The organism is Xylophilus ampelinus, assembly GCF_003217575.1.
GTDB classification, from domain to species: domain Bacteria; phylum Pseudomonadota; class Gammaproteobacteria; order Burkholderiales; family Burkholderiaceae_C; genus Xylophilus; species Xylophilus ampelinus.
The window spans coordinates 24,136-40,292 of record NZ_QJTC01000003.1 but is presented as its reverse complement, the minus strand read 5'-3'; the positions used below and the strand labels follow the sequence as shown (position 1 = coordinate 40,292).

Sequence of the window (16,157 nt, the reverse complement as noted above, 5' to 3'; positions counted from 1 at the left end):
GGCCTGCCCTCAGTCGCCACTGCCGCCGCCGCTGCTGCTTCCGCCACCGCTCGGTGCGGGGGCCGGCGCGGGAGCCGGGCTGGCGGCCGAAGAAGCATCGGCCTTGGCCGCCGGTGCGGCGGGTGCGGCGGGTGCGGCGGGCGCGGCGGAAGCATCGCCCGATTCCTTGCCGCCGCCCTCCTTCGCCGCTTCCTTGCCGCCGCCGTTGCCGCTGCGGAAATCGGTCACGTACCAGCCGGAGCCCTTGAGCTGGAAGCCCGCGGCCGTCACCTGCTTGCGGAACGCGTCGGCACCGCAAGACGGGCACAGCGTGAGCGGAGCATCCGACATCTTCTGCAGGACATCCTTGGCGAAACCGCAGGACTCGCATTTGTAGGCGTAGAAAGGCATGGCGTTGGATAGCGGAAAAATACGACGAAGGCGGGGCCGGTGGAGCCCGAAAAAACTTTCGATTATAGGCCGCGGCCCCTGCGCCGCCCGGTCGCACCGCCCCGCGCGGCGTGCGCCGCTCAGTCCAGGCCCGCCACCGCCTGGTGGGTGCCGTGGGCGTTGCGCACCGCCTGCGGGGCCAGCGAGCCGAGCAGCATGCCGGCGAACGCCGCCAGCACGCCGCCCAGCTGCGCCGGAAAGACCTGGCCCCAGGGCGTGGCCATCAGCACCAGCCAGGTCGCGATGCCGCAGCCGATCGACAGCAGCGCGCCCTGTGTCGTGGCCGGCTTCCAATAGAGGCCGCAGGCCAGCGGTACGAAGGCGCCTACAAGGGTCACCTGGTAGGCACCCGACACCATCTCGTAGATCGAGGTGCCCTGCATCGCGATGGCGTAGGCCAGCACGCAGGCGCTGAAGACCAGCACGGTGATCCGCATCGTGCGCAGGTTGTCCTTGTCGGAGCGGCCGGGCCGGAACTGGCGCCAGATGTTCTCGGTGAAGGTGACGCTGGGCGCCAGCAGGGTGGCGGACGCGGTCGACTTGATGGCCGACAGCAGCGCGCCGAAGAACAGCACCTGCATCACGAAGGGCATGCGCTCCAGCACCAGGGTGGGCAGCACCTTCTGCGGATCCTCCTTGAGCAGCGCCCGGGCCTGCTCCGGCATGATCAGCAGCGCACTGGCGACGAGGAACATCGGCACGAAGGCGAACAGGATGTAGCAGATGCCGCCGATCACCGGGCCGCGCGTGGCCGCATGCAGGCTGTTGGCCGACATGACCCGCTGGAACACGTCCTGTTGCGGGATCGAGCCGAGCATCATCGTGATCGCCGCGGCGATGAAGAACACGATGTCGTGGAACTTCGGCTCCGGCCAGAAGTTGAACAGCTCACGGCTCAGGGCGAACTGCACCACCTTGTCGGCACCGCCGGCCATGCGGCCCGCGAACACCGCCAGGATCGCCAGCCCGCCGACCAGGATGATCATCTGGATGAAGTCGGTCACCGCCACCGACCACATGCCGCCGAAGAGGGTATAGGCCAGGATCGACACCACGCCGATCACCATGCCCGCCGGAACCGGAATGGCGCCGGCCGAGAGCACGTTGAACACCAGCCCCAGCGCGGTCACCTGCGCCGATACCCAGCCCAGGTAGCTCAGCATGATGATGAGGGAGCACACCACCTCCACCGCGCGGCCGTAGCGCTCGCGGTAGTAGTCGCTGATGGTCAGCAGCGTCATCCGGTAGAGCCGCGCCGCGAAGAAGAGCCCCACCAGGATCAGGCAGGTGCCCGCGCCGAACGGGTCTTCCACCACGTTGCCCAGGCCGCCCTCGATGAACTTGGCCGGGATGCCCAGCACCGTCTCCGACCCGAACCAGGTGGCGAATGTGGTGGTGACGATCATCACCAGCGGCAGGTTGCGGCCGGCGATCGCGAAATCGGCGGTATTCTTGACGCGCCGGGCGGCCAGAAGGCCGATGCCGATCCTGACGACCAGGTAGGCAAACACAAGCGTCAGCAGCACGGCGCGACCTCGGAAAAAAGAACGGGATTATCTACAAGCACGCGCCATGCCCGCGCATGCCCCGCGGGACGGCCCGGATCAGAACATCCGGACCCGCACCAGCACCTGCATCACGATCAGCCCCAGCAGGAAGCCCAGGCCGCCGTAGAGCAGGCTCTGCAGCAGGCGGTTGGTGCGCTTCTGCTCGCGCACCAGTTCCTCCATGTCGCGCCGGGAGTCGGACGGCCGGTGCTGCAGGTACTCGTAGACCAGCCGCGGCAGCTCGGGCAGCAGCTTGGCGTAGCGCGGCGCATGGTCGCGCAGCTGCTTGAAGAGCTTCTTCGGGCCGATCTGGTCGATCATCCACTTCTCGAGGAAGGGCCGCGCGGTGCTCCAGAGATCCAGCTCGGGATCGAGCTGGCGGCCCAGGCCTTCGATGTTGAGCAGCGTCTTCTGCAGCAGCACCAGCTGCGGCTGGATTTCGACATGGAAGCGGCGCGAGGTCTGGAACAGCCGCATCAGCACCATGCCGAGCGAAATCTCGCGCAGCGGCCGGTCGAAATACGGCTCGCAGACCGCGCGGATCGAGGACTCCAGCTCGTCGATCCGGGTGTCGGCCGGCACCCAGCCCGACTCCACGTGCAGCTCGGCCACCCGCTTGTAGTCGCGGCGGAAGAACGCGGTGAAGTTCTGCGCCAGGTATTCCTTGTCGAACTCGGTCAGCGTGCCGACGATGCCGAAATCCAGCAGCACGTAGCTGCCGAAGGACTTCGGCTCCAGGCTCACCTGGATGTTGCCGGGGTGCATGTCGGCGTGGAAGAAGCCGTCGCGGAACACCTGGGTGAAGAAGATGGTGACGCCGTCGCGCGCCAGCTTCGGGATGTCGACGCCCGCCGCGCGCAGCCGGTCGATCTGGTTGATCGGCACGCCCTGCATGCGCTCCATCACCATCACGTCGGGGTGGCAGAAATCCCAGAAGATCTCGGGGATCAGCACCAGTTCCACGCCGGCCATGTTGCGGCGCAGCTGGGCGGCGTTGGACGCCTCGCGCACGAAATCCAGCTCGTCGTGGAGGTACTTGCTGAACTCACCCACCACCTCGCGCGGCTTGAGCCGCTTGCCGTCGGCCGACAGGCTCTCGACCCAGCGCGCCATCATCGCCATCAGCGCCAGGTCCTTCTCGATCACCGCCAGCATGCCCGGACGGCGCACCTTGACCGCCACCTCGCGCTCCTGTCCGTTGCGGTCGCGCAGCACCGCGAAGTGCACCTGCGCGATCGAGGCGCTGGCGACCGGGATGCGGTCGAACGAGGTGAACACCGTGCCGACCGGCTTGCGGAACGCCCGTTCGATCGTGCCGATCGCCACGTCGAGATCGAACGGCGGCACCCGGTCCTGCAGCCGGGCCAATTCGTCGGCGATGTCGGGTGGCATCAGGTCGCGCCGGGTGGAGAGCACCTGGCCGAACTTCACGAAGATCGGCCCCAGGTGTTCCAGCGCCTCGCGCAGCCGCTGGCCGCGCGGCGCGTCGAGCTTGCGGCCGATGGTGATGATGCGGGTCAGCCGCTGCAGCCAGGGTTGCCGGAAGTTGGTGAGTACCAGTTCGTCCAGGCCGTAACGCAGGGCGATCCACAGGATGTAGGCACCCCGGTAAAAACGGGTCATGGGAGAAGCGGTGCCAGGTCAGGAAGAAGCGGAAGAACCGGGCGTGCCGCCGGCCGGCGAGGATGCGGCCGGCCCGCGGCCGGCGACGAACTGGCGCAGGGCCTGCGCCACCCGCGAGGCGCCGCGCACCAGGTTGTGGGCCGGCACGTCGCCCACGAAGCGGGCCAGGTCGTCCTCGACGTCCCAGCGCACGTTGTCGACCACCCAGTTGATGTCGGCGGCCAGTTGCACGTCGCCCTCGATCCGCACGCCGGGCTTCTGGCCCTTGACCACCGCCTGCACCAGGTCGAAGGGCGATTCCTCGGTGACGGTGAGGGTCAGGTCGGGCGGCGCCACCGGATCGGCCCGGTCGAGCAGGCCGGCCGGCGTGATCAGGAGCCGCAGGTTGAAGCCGCGCCACTGCACCAGGGCCACGCGGCCCTTCTGGCGGCCCAGGCGGGCGGTGGCTTCGGGCTCCTGCTGGAGCACGTGGTTCACGAACAGAACCGCGCGGTGCTGCAGTTCGTCCACCAGCCAGTGCGGCGGCTGCAGACGGCCTCCGACGCGCGCCAGGAGACCGTCCAGAAAAGGAAATGGGGACTGTGGTGTTGCCATAGTCCCCATTATTCCCTGATCGGGCCGCCCGACCCGGCATGCCCTTCATTCCAGGGGGCATGTCGCATCCGGCGGCCGCGTCGGCTGCGCCTTACTGCAGTGCCTGCACGCCCGCCACCAGCCAGCCGGCGCTGCCGTCCTTCGGCTTGGCCATGTTCCAGACTTCGCGGAAGGGGCTCGGGCCGGAAGACGGCTCTTCGCGAATCATGCCGGAGAACTCGACGCTGGCGAGGTAGCCGTCGGCCTCTTCCTCGATGCCCAGCAGCTGCGCCTCGAGCACCACGACTTCGGTCTTGTTGGCACGGCCGCCCAGGTGGCGCTCGCGCTCGGACAACTGCGTGCGGATCTCGTTGACCATGTTGTTGGTCATCATCGAGCGCAGGGCCTCGATATCCGCACGGTCCCAGGCGTCCTGCAGCGTCACGAAGTTGCGCTTGGCGGCGGCCAGGAAGCCGGGCGTGTCGAAACCAGCGGGCACGCCCCAGGCCTGCGTGCCGGCCAGGGCCGAGGTGCCGCTGGCGGCCGCCGCGCCGCCGAGCGCCGAGCCGATCATCGAGCCGGATTCGGCACCGCCCGCGGGACGTGCGTCGAACGCCGTCGCCTGGTTTTCCCAGGGGCGCGCGGAGGCGTCGTTACCCACCTTGGCCGGGTTGTACTGCGCGGGAGTCTCGGGCCTCGGTCCGTTGCCGTTGCCGTTGCCGGCTCCCTGGAAAGCGAAAGGCGAAGCCGACGGGCCTGCATTGCCGCCGTTGCGACGGCGCATGACGAAGCCGACGAGGGCGATGGTCGCGAAGGCCAGCAGCGCGAACATCAGGATGTTGCCGAACGCGCCACCCAGGCCGAGCGAGCTGGCCAGCCATGCGAGGCCCAGGCCCGCGGCCAAGCCGCCCAGCATGCCGGCCCACGGCTTGCGCGCCGCCGCGGCGGCCGGTGCCGCGGCGGCACCCGCTGCGGCCGGAGCGGCCGCGGCGTTGCCGCTGTATTGCGGATTGGCGGGCGCCTGGCGCGGTGCGGCTTCGCGCTGGGTCACGCTGTTCGACTGGCGGCCGACCGAGCCACCGCCACCCAAGCGGCGCGCCTCGGCATCGAAACTTCCCACCATCAGCACCACCACCAGCACTGCAGACCAGACCTTCATCATGTCGCGCTCCTTCTTGTAGACCAAAACCCGATACCGTATCTGGGGGCACCGGTCGAAATTGACAGGGACCCGCACCGTTCGTTCAGCACTTGATTCCAACATGCAGGGCCGCGATGCCGCCGGTCATGTTGTGGTAGTCCACATGGCCGAATCCGCTTTTCTGCATCAGGGTCTTCAGCTCCCGCTGGCCCGGATGCATCCGGATCGACTCGGCGAGGTAGCGGTAGCTGGACGCATCGCCCGCCACCAGCTGGCCGATGCGCGGCAGCACCTTGAACGAATACCAGTCGTAGGCCTTCGCCAGCGGGCGGGCGACCTGCGAGAACTCCAGCACCAGCAGCTTGCCGCCGGGCCGCAGCACGCGGCACATCTCGGCCAGCGCCACGTCCTTGTGTGTCATGTTGCGCAGGCCGAAGGCCACGCTGACGAGGTCGAAACGGTTGTCGGCGAAGGGCAGCTGCTCGGCGTCGCAGACGGTGGTCGGCAGCACCACGCCCAGGTCCAGCAGGCGGTCGCGCCCGGTGGAGAGCATGGCGGCGTTGATGTCGGTATGCACCACGCAGCCGCGCGGGCCGGCCTTCTTGGCGAAGGCCAATGCCAGGTCGCCGGTGCCGCCGGCGATGTCGAGCACCTGCTGGCCCTCCTGCACGTTGGCCACCATGACGGTGTAGGCCTTCCAGGCGCGGTGCAGCCCGGCGGACATCAGGTCGTTCATCACGTCGTACTTGGGCGCGACGGAATCGAAGACCTTGCGCACTTCGCGTGCCTTGTCTTTCTCTTCGACCGACCGGTATCCGAAATGGGTGGTGCTCATAGGGAGTAGATGCTAGTGGTGAAAAGGGCCCGCGCCCTGCAGAGCCCCGCGTTCGTGGCGGGGCTTCGGCGCGGACAAATCAAAACCAAACAGGGCTGCAGCCGGCGCGGATCGCCAGCCTATAGCTATCAAAAAAATAGCAAACTATCTGCGGTCGCCCGCGCGGCCACGGGGCGTGCGCACGCCGCCGGGTGCCGGCTAGCCGTGGCTGGAGCAGCCCGCGACGCCGCGCGACGGCATCGGGTCGTCGCGTCCGCGGCCCGCTTCGGCCAGGCGTTTCTCGTAGCGAGACCAGTGCTCGGCCTGCCCGGCGCCCAGCTCGTAGAGGTAGGCCCAGGTGTAGATGCCGGTGTCGTGGCCGTCGCTGAAGACGGGCTTGACCGCGTAGTTGCCGACCGGCTCCAGCGCCACGATGCCGACGTCGCGCTTGCCGGTCTGCAGCGTTTCCTGGCCGGGCCCGTGCCCCTGCACCTCGGCCGAGGGGGAGAGGATGCGCAGCAATTCGAACGGCAGCCGGAACCGGGCGCCGTCGGAGAAGGTGACTTCGAGCACCCGCGACGCGCCGTGCAGCGTGAGGGCTTCGGGCGTCGCGCCGCCCGGTGTCAATCCAGCCATGGGGTTGCTCCTGTTTTAGAAGAAGGGGCGGCCGGTCATGCCGCGGCCGGGCCCGCGTCGAGCCGCGCGGCGATGGCCGCGTCTATCGCCGGCATGCGCCGCGACAGCGCGTTCTCGTGGGCCGTGTCGCGCGGCCGCACGGCCTGCGCCCAGACCGGCGCGGGAAAGTGGCTGTCGTCCTCGAACCGGGCGACGATGTGCCAGTGCAGGTGCGGCACCAGGTTGCCGAACGCGGCCAGGTTGATCTTTTCGGGCCGCAGTTCGCGGCGCAGCACCTGCTCGATCGCGGCCACCGCTTCCATGCACAGGAAACGGTCTTCCACCGACAGGTCGGACAACTCGGCCACGTGCCGCGTCCAGACCAGACGGTAGAAGGCGGGAAAGCCCGCCTCGTCGGCACGGACCACGCGGAAATGCGGGCCGCGCCAGACGAGCGCGCCGCCATCGCCGTCGCACAGCACGCAGCCGGCGACGCGGGGAATCGATTGCAAGGACATGCCGAGATTATTGGCCCGCGGCGCAAGAGTCGCGTGCCGAACCGCTACACCAGCACCCGCTCGATGCCGCCGTTGTTGGCGGCCGCCACGTACTCCGGCATCCAGTCCTCGCCGAGGATGTGGCGGGCCATCTCGACCACGATGTAGTCGGCCTCGAGCAGGCCGTTGTTCAGGTCGTCGCCGTAGCGCTTGAGGCCCTGCAGGCAGCTCGGGCAGCTGGTGAGGATCTTGACGTCGGAGGTGGCCGGCAGGTCGGCCTTGGCGCGCAGCGCGGCCTCCCCTTTCTTCAGTTCCTCCTCCTTGCGGAAGCGGACCTGGGTGGAGATGTCGGGCCGGGTCACGCCCAGCGTGCCCGATTCGCCGCAGCAGCGCTCGCTCTTCAGCACGTTGTCGCCCAGCAGCGCCTTGACCGTCTTCATCGGCTCCTGCAGCTTCATCGGCGTGTGGCAGGGATCGTGGTAGAGGTAGGCGCCGCCGGCGTCGAGCTTCAGGCCCTTCTCCAGCAGGAACTCGTGGATGTCTATGATCCGGCAACCGGGGAAGATCTTGTCGAACTGGTAGCCCTGCAGCTGGTCGTAGCAGGTGCCGCAGCTCACCACCACCGTCTTGATGTCGAGGTAGTTGAGGGTGTTGGCCACCCGGTGGAACAGCACCCGGTTGTCGGTGATGATCTTGTCGGCCGCGTCGAACTGGCCGCTGCCCTTCTGCGGATAGCCGCAGCACAGGTAACCCGGCGGCAGCACCGTCTGAACGCCGGCGTGCCAGAGCATCGCCTGCGTCGCCAGGCCGACCTGGCTGAACAGCCGCTCGGAGCCGCAGCCGGGGAAGTAGAAGACGGCCTCGCTCTCGGTGGTGGTCGCCTTCGGGTCGCGGATGATCGGCACGTAGTCGCGGTCCTCGATGTCGAGCAGCGCGCGCGCGGTCTTCTTCGGCAGGCCGCCCGGCATCTTCTTGTTGACGAAGTGGATCACCTGCTCCTTGAGCGGTGCCCGGCCGACCGTGGCCGGCGGGTGCGCGGTCTGCCTGCGCGCCAGGCCGCCCAGCAGCTTGTGCGCCGCGCGCTGCGCCTTGAAGCCGACGCCGACCATCGCACCGCGCATCAGCTTGATGGTCTGCGGGTCGGTGGCGTTCAGGAAGAACATCGCAGCCGCGTTGCCGGGCCGAAAGCTCTTCCGGCCCATCTTGCGCAGCAGGTTGCGCATGTTCATCGACACGTCGCCGAAATCGATGTCCACCGGGCAGGGCGTCAGGCACTTGTGGCACACGGTGCAGTGGTCGGCCACGTCCTCGAACTCCTGCCAGTGCTGAATGCTGACGCCGCGGCGGGTCTGCTCCTCGTACAGAAAGGCCTCGACCAGCAGCGAGGTGGCGAGTATCTTGTTGCGCGGGCTGTAGAGCAGGTTGGCGCGCGGCACGTGGGTGGCGCAGACCGGCTTGCACTTGCCGCAGCGCAGGCAGTCCTTGACCGAATCGGCGATGGCGCCGATGTCGCTCTGCCGCATGATCAGCGACTCGTGGCCCATCAGGCCGAAACTCGGCGTGTAGGCGTTGGTCAGGTCGGCATGCAGGCCGAAATTGTGGGCCGAATCGGGCTGTAGCCGGCGATCCGCGCCGACCTCCTGCTCTTTATTTCGTAGCAGCTTGCCCTTGTTGAAGCGGCCTTCGGGGTCGACGCGGCGCTTGTAGTCGGTGAACGGCCGCAGCTCCTCGTCGGTCAGGAATTCGAGCTTGGTGATGCCGATGCCGTGCTCGCCCGAGATCACCCCGTCGAGGCTGCGGGCCAGCACCATAATGCGGGCGACCGCCTCGTGCGCCGTCTGCAGCATGTCGTAGTCGTCGCTGTTGACCGGCAGGTTGGTGTGCACGTTGCCGTCGCCGGCATGCATGTGCAGGGCCACCCAGACCCGACCCTTCAGCACCCGCTGGTGGATCGCGTTGACCTCGTCGATCAGCGGCTGGAACTCGGCACCGCCGAAGATCGTCTGCAGCGGCTGGCGGATCTGCGTCTTCCAGCTGGCGCGCAGCGTGTGGTCCTGCAGCTGCGGGAACAGGGTGGCCACGTCGTGCAGCCAGCCCCGCCACCGGGCGCGCACCCCGGCGACCAGCGCCAGCGCCTGCGCCACCCGGTCTTCCAGCATCTCGGCAGCCGGGATGTCGCCGGCGTCGTCGCTCTTGCCCAGCGGCAGGTTGCCGCGCGCGAAGAAGTCCTCCAGCGCGTCGCAGAGCTTCAACTTGTTGCGCAGGCTCAGCTCGATGTTGATACGCTCGATGCCGTCGGTGTACTCGGCCATCCGCGGCAGCGGGATCACCACGTCCTCGTTGATCTTGAAGGCGTTGGTGTGCTTGCTGATGGCGGCGGTGCGCTTTCTGTCGAGCCAGAACTTCTTGCGCGCCTCGGGGCTGATCGCGACGAAACCTTCGCCGCTGCGCGAGTTGGCGATGCGCACCACCTCGCTGGTGACGCGGGCCACCGCGTCGGCATCGTCGCCGCTGATGTCGCCGAACAGCACCATCTTCGGCACCGACGATCCGCCGGCGCCGTGCTTCTTCGACTTGGTGGCGTAGCCGACGGCCTTCAGGTAGCGGTCGTCCAGGTGCTCCAGGCCGGCCAGCAGGACCGGCGAGTGAGCCGATCCTTCTCCTTGCTCGCCCGAACGCTTCTGCAGGGAGAACATGAAGTCCTTGATCTCGACGATGCTGGGCACCGCGTCCCGGGCGTTGCCGAAGAACTCCAGGCAGACGGTGCGGGTGTGCGGCGGCATGCGGTGCACGATCCAGCGGGCGCTGGTGATCAGGCCGTCGCAGCCCTCCTTCTGGATGCCGGGCAGGCCCGAGAGGAACTTGTCGGTCACGTCCTTGCCGAGGCCTTCCTTGCGGAAGGTCTTGCCGGGGATGTCGAGCCGCTCGGTGCGGATCGGCGTCCTGCCGTCGGCCTCGAAGTACTGCAGCTCGAAGCTCGCCGTCTCGGCGTCGTGGATCTTGCCCAGGTTGTGGCCGATGCGGGTCACTTCCAACCACTGCGCGTCGGGCGTCACCATGCGCCACGAGGCCAGGTTGTCGAGCGCGGTGCCCCATAGCACCGCCTTCTTGCCGCCGGCGTTCATCGCGATGTTGCCGCCGACGCAGGACGCCTCGGCCGAGGTGGGATCGACCGCGAAGACGTAGCCGCCGCGCTCGGCCGCGTCCGACACCCGCTGCGTCACCACGCCGGCGCCCGTCCAGATGGTGGGCACCGGGTGGTCCACGCCGGGCAGCTGCCGCAGCTCGACCTCGGTCATCTGCTCGAGCTTTTCGGTGTTGATCACCGCGCTCTTCCAGGTCAGCGGGATCGCGCCGCCGGTGTAGCCGGTGCCGCCGCCACGCGGAATGATGGTCAGGCCCAGGTCGATGCAGCCCTTGACCAAGCCGGCCATCTCCGCCTCGGTGTCGGGCGTCAGCACCACGAACGGGTATTCGACCCGCCAATCGGTGGCGTCGGTGACGTGGGCCACGCGGGAGAGGCCGTCGAACTTGATGTTGTCCTTGGCGGTCAGCCGGCCCAGGCCGCGCCGGGCCTCGCGGCGCAGGGCGGCGACAGCGTCGAAGTCGGCGCCGAAGGCGCGGATCGCACCGTCCACCAGCCCCAGCAGCTCGACCACCACCGCGTCGCGCTTCGCATCGGCGTTCGGCGTGCGGCGCTTCCCGACTTCCGAGAGGCGATGCCGCAGGGCCTCGACCAGCTGGCGGCGGCGCTTGGGGTTGTCGAGAAGGTCGTCCTGCAGGTAGGGGTTGCGCTGCACCACCCAGATGTCGCCGAGCACTTCGTAGAGCATGCGAGCGGAGCGGCCGGTGCCGCGCTCGCCGCGCAGCTGCTCCAGCATGTCCCACGCGCGCGCGCCCAGCAGGCGGATGACGATCTCGCGGTCGGAGAACGAGGTGTAGTTGTACGGGATCTCGCGCAGCCGCGCAGGCCCTTCGGCCTGTGCGAGGAGGGCCGCCAGGGCGGTGGGAGCATTCATCGGGGATACCTGGGTCGGGCGGGGTCGCCCATGGGCCTTGGGGCGGCGATTTTATCCACTCGGGTACCGGCGGGCCGGCGCTGCACCGAATTCCCGGGTGCTGCGGAAAAAGAACAGTCGCCCGAGGCGCCCGTCGCTCCCCGTGCCACAGGGGCTAGAACAGCACCCGACTGCGCAGGGTGCCCGGCACCTCGCCGAGCTTGCGCTGCGCCAGGTCGGACGAGGCGGCGTCGACGTCGATCACCACATAGCCGATCTTGGCGTTGGTCTGCAGGAACTGGGCGGCGATGTTGATCTGGTTGTCGGAGAAGATGGTGTTGATCTGCGATAGCACGCCCGGCACGTTGCGGTGGATGTGCAGCAGCCGGTGCTTGCCGGCGTGGGTGGGCAGCGCTACCGCGGGGAAGTTGACCGACGAGGTGGTGGCGCCGGTGTCGCTGTAGCGCACCAGCTTCTCGGCCACTTCCAGGCCGATGTTGGCCTGCGCCTCCATGGTGGAGCCGCCGACGTGGGGGGTGAGGATCACGTTGTCGAGCCCGCGCAGCGGCGACTGGAACTCGTCCTTGTTGCTGCGCGGCTCCACCGGGAACACGTCGATCGCGGCGCCCAGCAGTTTGCGGGCCTTGAGCGCATCGGCCAGCGCCTCGATCTCGACGACCGTGCCGCGGGCGGCGTTGATCAGGATCGCGCCGGGCTTCATCGCGGCGATCTCGGCGGCACCGATCATCCACTGCGTCTCGGGCGTCTCGGGCACGTGCAGGCTGACGATGTCGGCCTGGCCCAGCAGGCCGTGCAGCGTCGGCACCTGGCGGGCATTGCCCAGCGGCAGCTTGGTCACCGTGTCGTAGAACGCGACCTGCATGCCCAGGCCCTCGGCCAGCACCGACAGCTGGGTGCCGATCGAGCCGTAGCCGACGATGCCCAGCGTCTTGCCGCGGATTTCGAAGGAGTTGTCGGCCGACTTGAGCCAGCCGCCGCGGTGCGCCACAGCGCTCTTCTCGGGCACGCCGCGCAGCAGCAGGATCGCCTCGGCCAGCACCAGCTCGGCCACCGAGCGGGTGTTGGAGTACGGCGCGTTGAAGACGGTGATGCCGCGCTCCAATGCCGCGTCCAGGTCGACCTGGTTGGTGCCGATGCAGAAGCATCCCACCGCATTGAGCTTGTGCGCCTCGGCGAACACCTCGGCCGTCAGCTGGGTGCGCGAGCGGATGCCGAGGAAGTGCACGTCGGCGATCTTGGCCTTCAGCTCGGCGTCGCTCAGGGCGCCGGGCAGCGCTTCGATATTGGTGTAGCCCGCCTGCCGCAGCACCTCGACCGCGGACGGATGGATGCCCTCCAGCAACAGGAATCTGATCTTGCTTTTGTCCAGGGAGGTCTTGGTCATGGCGCGCGGGAGCGGGTCCCGGTTCGGTCTGAAGGCGTATTCAAATGCTAGCATGGTGCATTGCAGCAATGCCTGCACCGGCCTCTTGCCCGCGGCGACGGCAGGGCCGCACGCGCACCCGCCGGCCCGCCCCCCGCCACAGCCGCCCGAAAGGGTTTCCCCGCTTTCGTCCGGTTATTTTCGTGATCAAAATGATACACAGATACCGCATGCGGCGACGAGCATGCAGCCCTGCTCGTCCCTATATTCCAGGAGTTATTTCATGACATTCGCACGCCTCGCGCTGGCGGCCGTATTGGGCGCGACCTTGGCCGTTCCGGCCATCGCGCAGACCGAGATCCAGTGGTGGCACTCGATGACGGCGGTCAACGGCGAGTGGGTCAACGATCTGGCACGCCGGTTCAACGAAAGCCAGAAAGACTACAAAATCGTGCCCACCTACAAGGGCCAGTACGACGAGTCGATGACCGCGGCGGTGGCAGCCTTCCGTGCCGGCAACGCGCCGCACATCCTGCAGGTGTTCGAAGTGGGCACCGCCACGATGATGGCCAGCAAGGGCGTCGCGGTGCCCATCACCAAGGTGATGCAGGACGCGGGCAAGAAATTCGATACCTCGGCGTATGTGCCCGCGGTGGCGGGCTACTACACCGCCCCGAACGGCCAGATGCTGAGCTTCCCGTTCAACAGCTCCACCACCATCTTCTACTTCAACAAGGACGCCTTCAAGGCGGCCGGCCTGCCGACCGACAAGGCACCCGCCACTTGGCCCGAAGTGGTCGCCGCGGCCGCCAAGCTGAAAGCGTCGGGCAACAAGTGCCCGTTCACCACCGCCTGGCAGAACTGGACCCAGCTGGAGAGCTTCTCCGCCTGGCACAACGTCGAGTTCTCCAGCAAGTCGAACGGCCTGCAGGGCCTCGACACCCGCCTGAAGGTCGACTCGCCGCTGCACCTGCGCCACATCGAGAACCTGGCCAACATGGTCAAGCAGGGCCTGTTCATCTACAAGGGCCGCGGCAACGTGCCCGAGGCCAGCTTCGTCTCGGGCGAGTGCGCCATGATCGCCACCTCGTCGGGCTTCTACGGCAACGTTGCCAAGAACGCCAGGTTCGCCTACGGCCTGGCACCGCTGCCCTATTACCCCGACGTCGAAGGCGCACCGCAGAACACCGTGATCGGCGGCGCGAGCCTCTGGGTCATGTCGGGCAAGAAGGCCGAGGAGTACAAGGGCATCGCCGAGTTCTTCTCGTTCATCTCCACGCCGCAAGTGCAGTCGGACAGCCACAAGCGGACCGGCTACCTGCCGGTCACCACCGCGGCCTACAAGCTGACCGAGGAATCGGGCTTCTACAAGCAGAACCCGGGCACCGACGTCGCGGTGACCCAGATGATCCGCAAAGTGACCGACAAGAGCCGCGGCATCCGCCTGGGCAACTATGTCCAGATCCGTGCGATCGAGGACGAGGAACTCGAGCAGGTCTGGAACGGCAAGAAGACCGCCAAGGAAGCGCTGGACGCGATCGTCAAGCGCGGCAACGAACAGCTGGAGCGCTTCCAGAAAGCGAACAAGAGCTGATCCTCCCGGGCGGCTGTGCCGCCTCCCCCCTTCTGCTGCGCGAAGGGGGGTGCACCCGGTGGCCGGGCGGAGCCCGTTCCACGGATGACCTGCTGGCTTTCGGGCCGTTGCTGATTTCGGGCGACGGGCCCTTCCGGGGCCTTGCGTACTTTGCCGCCGCGCCTGTCGGGTGCGGCGGCTTTCACTTCGAATGCCATGGAAAAACGTGTTCTGTTCCGATCGCCGTGGTTGCCGTGGGCGCTGCTGGCACCGCAGATGGCGATCATCTGCGTTTTCTTCTTTTGGCCGGCGGGCAAGGCGCTGCTGCAGTCGCTGCAATCGCAGGACGCGTTCGGCATGGCCACCGAATGGGTGGGCCTCGACAACTTCCGCCGGCTGTTCGCCGACGCCACCTATGTCGAGTCGTTCAAGACCACCGCGCTCTTCTCGGTGCTGGTGGCCGGCATCGGACTGGCGCTGTCGCTGATGCTGGCGATCTTCGCCGACCGCATCGTCCGCGGCGCGATGATCTACCGCACCCTTCTGATCCTGCCGTACGCGGTGGCGCCGGCCGTCGCCGCGGTGCTGTGGGTCTTCATGTTCTCGCCCTCGCTGGGCGTGGTGGCCTACGCGCTGGGCCGCCTGGGCATCGACTGGAATCATCTGCTCAACGGCACGCACGCGATGACGCTGATCGTCATGGCCGCGGTGTGGAAGCAGATCTCCTACAACTTCCTGTTCTTCCTGGCGGGCCTGCAGTCGATTCCCAAGTCGCTGATCGAGGCCGCCGCGATCGACGGGGCCGGCCCGTGGCGCCGGTTCTGGTCGATCCAGTTCCCGCTGCTCTCGCCGACCACCTTCTTCCTGCTGGTGATCAACGTGGTCTACGCCTTCTTCGACACCTTCGCGATCGTAGACGCCGCCACCCAGGGCGGGCCGGGCAAGGACACCGCGATCCTGGTCTACAAGGTCTACTACGACGGCTTCAAGGCGATGGACCTCGGCGGCTCGGCCGCGCAGTCGGTGGTGCTGATGCTGATCGTCGTCGTGCTGACGGTGGTGCAGTTCCGTTATGTCGAGAAGAAGGTGAACTACTGATGGTCGAACGCAGCCCCACCCTCGGCCTCCTCGCCCACGTGGTGATGGTACTGGGCGTCCTCATCGTCGCCTTTCCGCTCTACCTGGCCTTCGTCGCCTCCACCCATTCGGCGCAGGAGATCGTGCAGGCACCCATGCCGCTGCTGCCCGGCACCCATTTCTGGGAGACCTACAAGGCGGCGCTCTTCGGCGGCGGCGCCGGCGCCGGCTCCACCGCGCCGGTGGCCCGCATGATGTGGGTCAGCCTGGTGTCGGCCCTGGTCATCACCTTCGGCAAGATCGCGATCTCGCTGCTCTCCGCCTTCGCGGTGGTGTACTTCAGGTTCCCGTTCAAGCAGCTCTGCTTCTGGATGATCTTCGTCACCCTGATGCTGCCGGTCGAGGTGCGGATCGGGCCCACCTACCAGGTGGTGTCGGACCTGGGCATGCTCAACACCTACGCCGGCCTCACCGTGCCGCTGATCGCCTCGGCCACCGCCACCTTCTTGTTCCGGCAGTTCTTCTTGACGGTGCCCGACGAGCTGGTGGAGGCCGCCCGCATGGACGGCGCCGGGCCGATGCGCTTCTTCAAGGACGTGCTGGTGCCGCTGTCGAAGACCTCGATCGCGGCGCTGTTCGTGATCCAGTTCATCTACGGCTGGAACCAGTACCTCTGGCCGCTGCTGGCCACCACCACCGAGGACATGTACCCGGTGGTGATCGGCATCAAGCGGATGATCGCCGGCGGCGACGGCCAGAACGAATGGAACATCGTGATGGCGACCGCGTTGCTCGCGATGCTGCCGCCCGCGCTGGTGGTGATCCTCATGCAGAAATGGTTCGTCAAGGGCCTGGTGGATACCGAGAAATGACCCCCAGGCTTGCC

Annotated in this window: 13 protein-coding genes; 3 read left to right on the top strand and 10 right to left on the bottom strand. The window is 67.6% G+C overall.

The genetic code is table 11. The features are described from left to right. Window positions 1-9 precede the first annotated feature (9 nt). The 10 genes from DFQ15_RS03115 to serA form a co-directional block, all read right to left on the bottom strand. Window positions 10-390 (bottom strand): FmdB family zinc ribbon protein, encoded by a 381-nt coding sequence (locus DFQ15_RS03115; RefSeq protein ID WP_110464572.1) that lies wholly within the window; start codon window positions 388-390, stop codon window positions 10-12. Window positions 391-509: 119 nt separating this feature from the next. Beyond that, window positions 510-1,955 carry a sodium:solute symporter family protein gene (locus tag DFQ15_RS03110; RefSeq protein WP_110464571.1) on the bottom strand — a complete coding sequence of 482 codons (1,446 nt, stop codon included), beginning with the start codon at window positions 1,953-1,955 and terminating at the stop codon, window positions 510-512. Between the two features lie 78 nt (window positions 1,956-2,033). Continuing rightward, a complete protein-coding gene (ubiB, locus tag DFQ15_RS03105) occupies window positions 2,034-3,599 on the bottom strand; it encodes a ubiquinone biosynthesis regulatory protein kinase UbiB (RefSeq protein ID WP_110464570.1) in 1,566 nt (521 codons plus the stop codon). 18 nt (window positions 3,600-3,617) lie between these two features. After that, on the bottom strand, window positions 3,618-4,193 hold the full coding sequence (locus tag DFQ15_RS03100) for a ubiquinone biosynthesis accessory factor UbiJ (RefSeq protein WP_110464569.1): 576 nt from the start codon (window positions 4,191-4,193) through the stop codon (window positions 3,618-3,620). A gap of 91 nt (window positions 4,194-4,284) precedes the next feature. Further along, window positions 4,285-5,334, bottom strand: a complete 1,050-nt coding sequence (locus DFQ15_RS03095; protein WP_110464744.1) for a Tim44 domain-containing protein — start codon at window positions 5,332-5,334, stop codon at window positions 4,285-4,287. An 82-nt stretch (window positions 5,335-5,416) separates the two neighbouring features. Further along, entirely contained in the window at window positions 5,417-6,148 is a 732-nt protein-coding gene (ubiE, locus tag DFQ15_RS03090; protein ID WP_110464568.1) for a bifunctional demethylmenaquinone methyltransferase/2-methoxy-6-polyprenyl-1,4-benzoquinol methylase UbiE, read from the bottom strand. A gap of 198 nt (window positions 6,149-6,346) precedes the next feature. Continuing rightward, window positions 6,347-6,763, bottom strand: a complete 417-nt coding sequence (locus DFQ15_RS03085; protein ID WP_110464567.1) for a gamma-butyrobetaine hydroxylase-like domain-containing protein — start codon at window positions 6,761-6,763, stop codon at window positions 6,347-6,349. 35 nt (window positions 6,764-6,798) lie between these two features. Beyond that, on the bottom strand, window positions 6,799-7,260 hold the full coding sequence (locus DFQ15_RS03080; RefSeq protein WP_110464566.1) for an HIT family protein: 462 nt from the start codon (window positions 7,258-7,260) through the stop codon (window positions 6,799-6,801). Window positions 7,261-7,304: 44 nt separating this feature from the next. After that, a complete protein-coding gene (locus tag DFQ15_RS03075) occupies window positions 7,305-11,258 on the bottom strand; it encodes a DUF3683 domain-containing protein (RefSeq protein WP_110464565.1) in 3,954 nt (1,317 codons plus the stop codon). Between the two features lie 154 nt (window positions 11,259-11,412). Next, the gene (gene serA, locus DFQ15_RS03070) at window positions 11,413-12,642 is read right to left on the bottom strand and encodes a phosphoglycerate dehydrogenase (protein WP_110464564.1); all 1,230 of its coding nucleotides are present in this window, start codon (window positions 12,640-12,642) and stop codon (window positions 11,413-11,415) included. 262 nt (window positions 12,643-12,904) lie between these two features. Here serA and ugpB point away from each other — a divergent pair, with 262 nt between their 5' ends. From ugpB to ugpE, 3 genes are all read left to right on the top strand, one after another. Then, window positions 12,905-14,215 (top strand): sn-glycerol-3-phosphate ABC transporter substrate-binding protein UgpB, encoded by a 1,311-nt coding sequence (gene ugpB, locus DFQ15_RS03065; RefSeq protein WP_110464563.1) that lies wholly within the window; start codon window positions 12,905-12,907, stop codon window positions 14,213-14,215. A gap of 195 nt (window positions 14,216-14,410) precedes the next feature. Beyond that, window positions 14,411-15,292 (top strand): sn-glycerol-3-phosphate ABC transporter permease UgpA, encoded by an 882-nt coding sequence (ugpA, locus tag DFQ15_RS03060; RefSeq protein ID WP_110464743.1) that lies wholly within the window; start codon window positions 14,411-14,413, stop codon window positions 15,290-15,292. Next, on the top strand, window positions 15,292-16,143 hold the full coding sequence (gene ugpE, locus DFQ15_RS03055) for a sn-glycerol-3-phosphate ABC transporter permease UgpE (RefSeq protein WP_110464562.1): 852 nt from the start codon (window positions 15,292-15,294) through the stop codon (window positions 16,141-16,143). Before ugpA ends, ugpE begins: the two co-directional genes overlap by 1 nt. The last annotated feature ends 14 nt before the right edge of the window (window positions 16,144-16,157 follow it).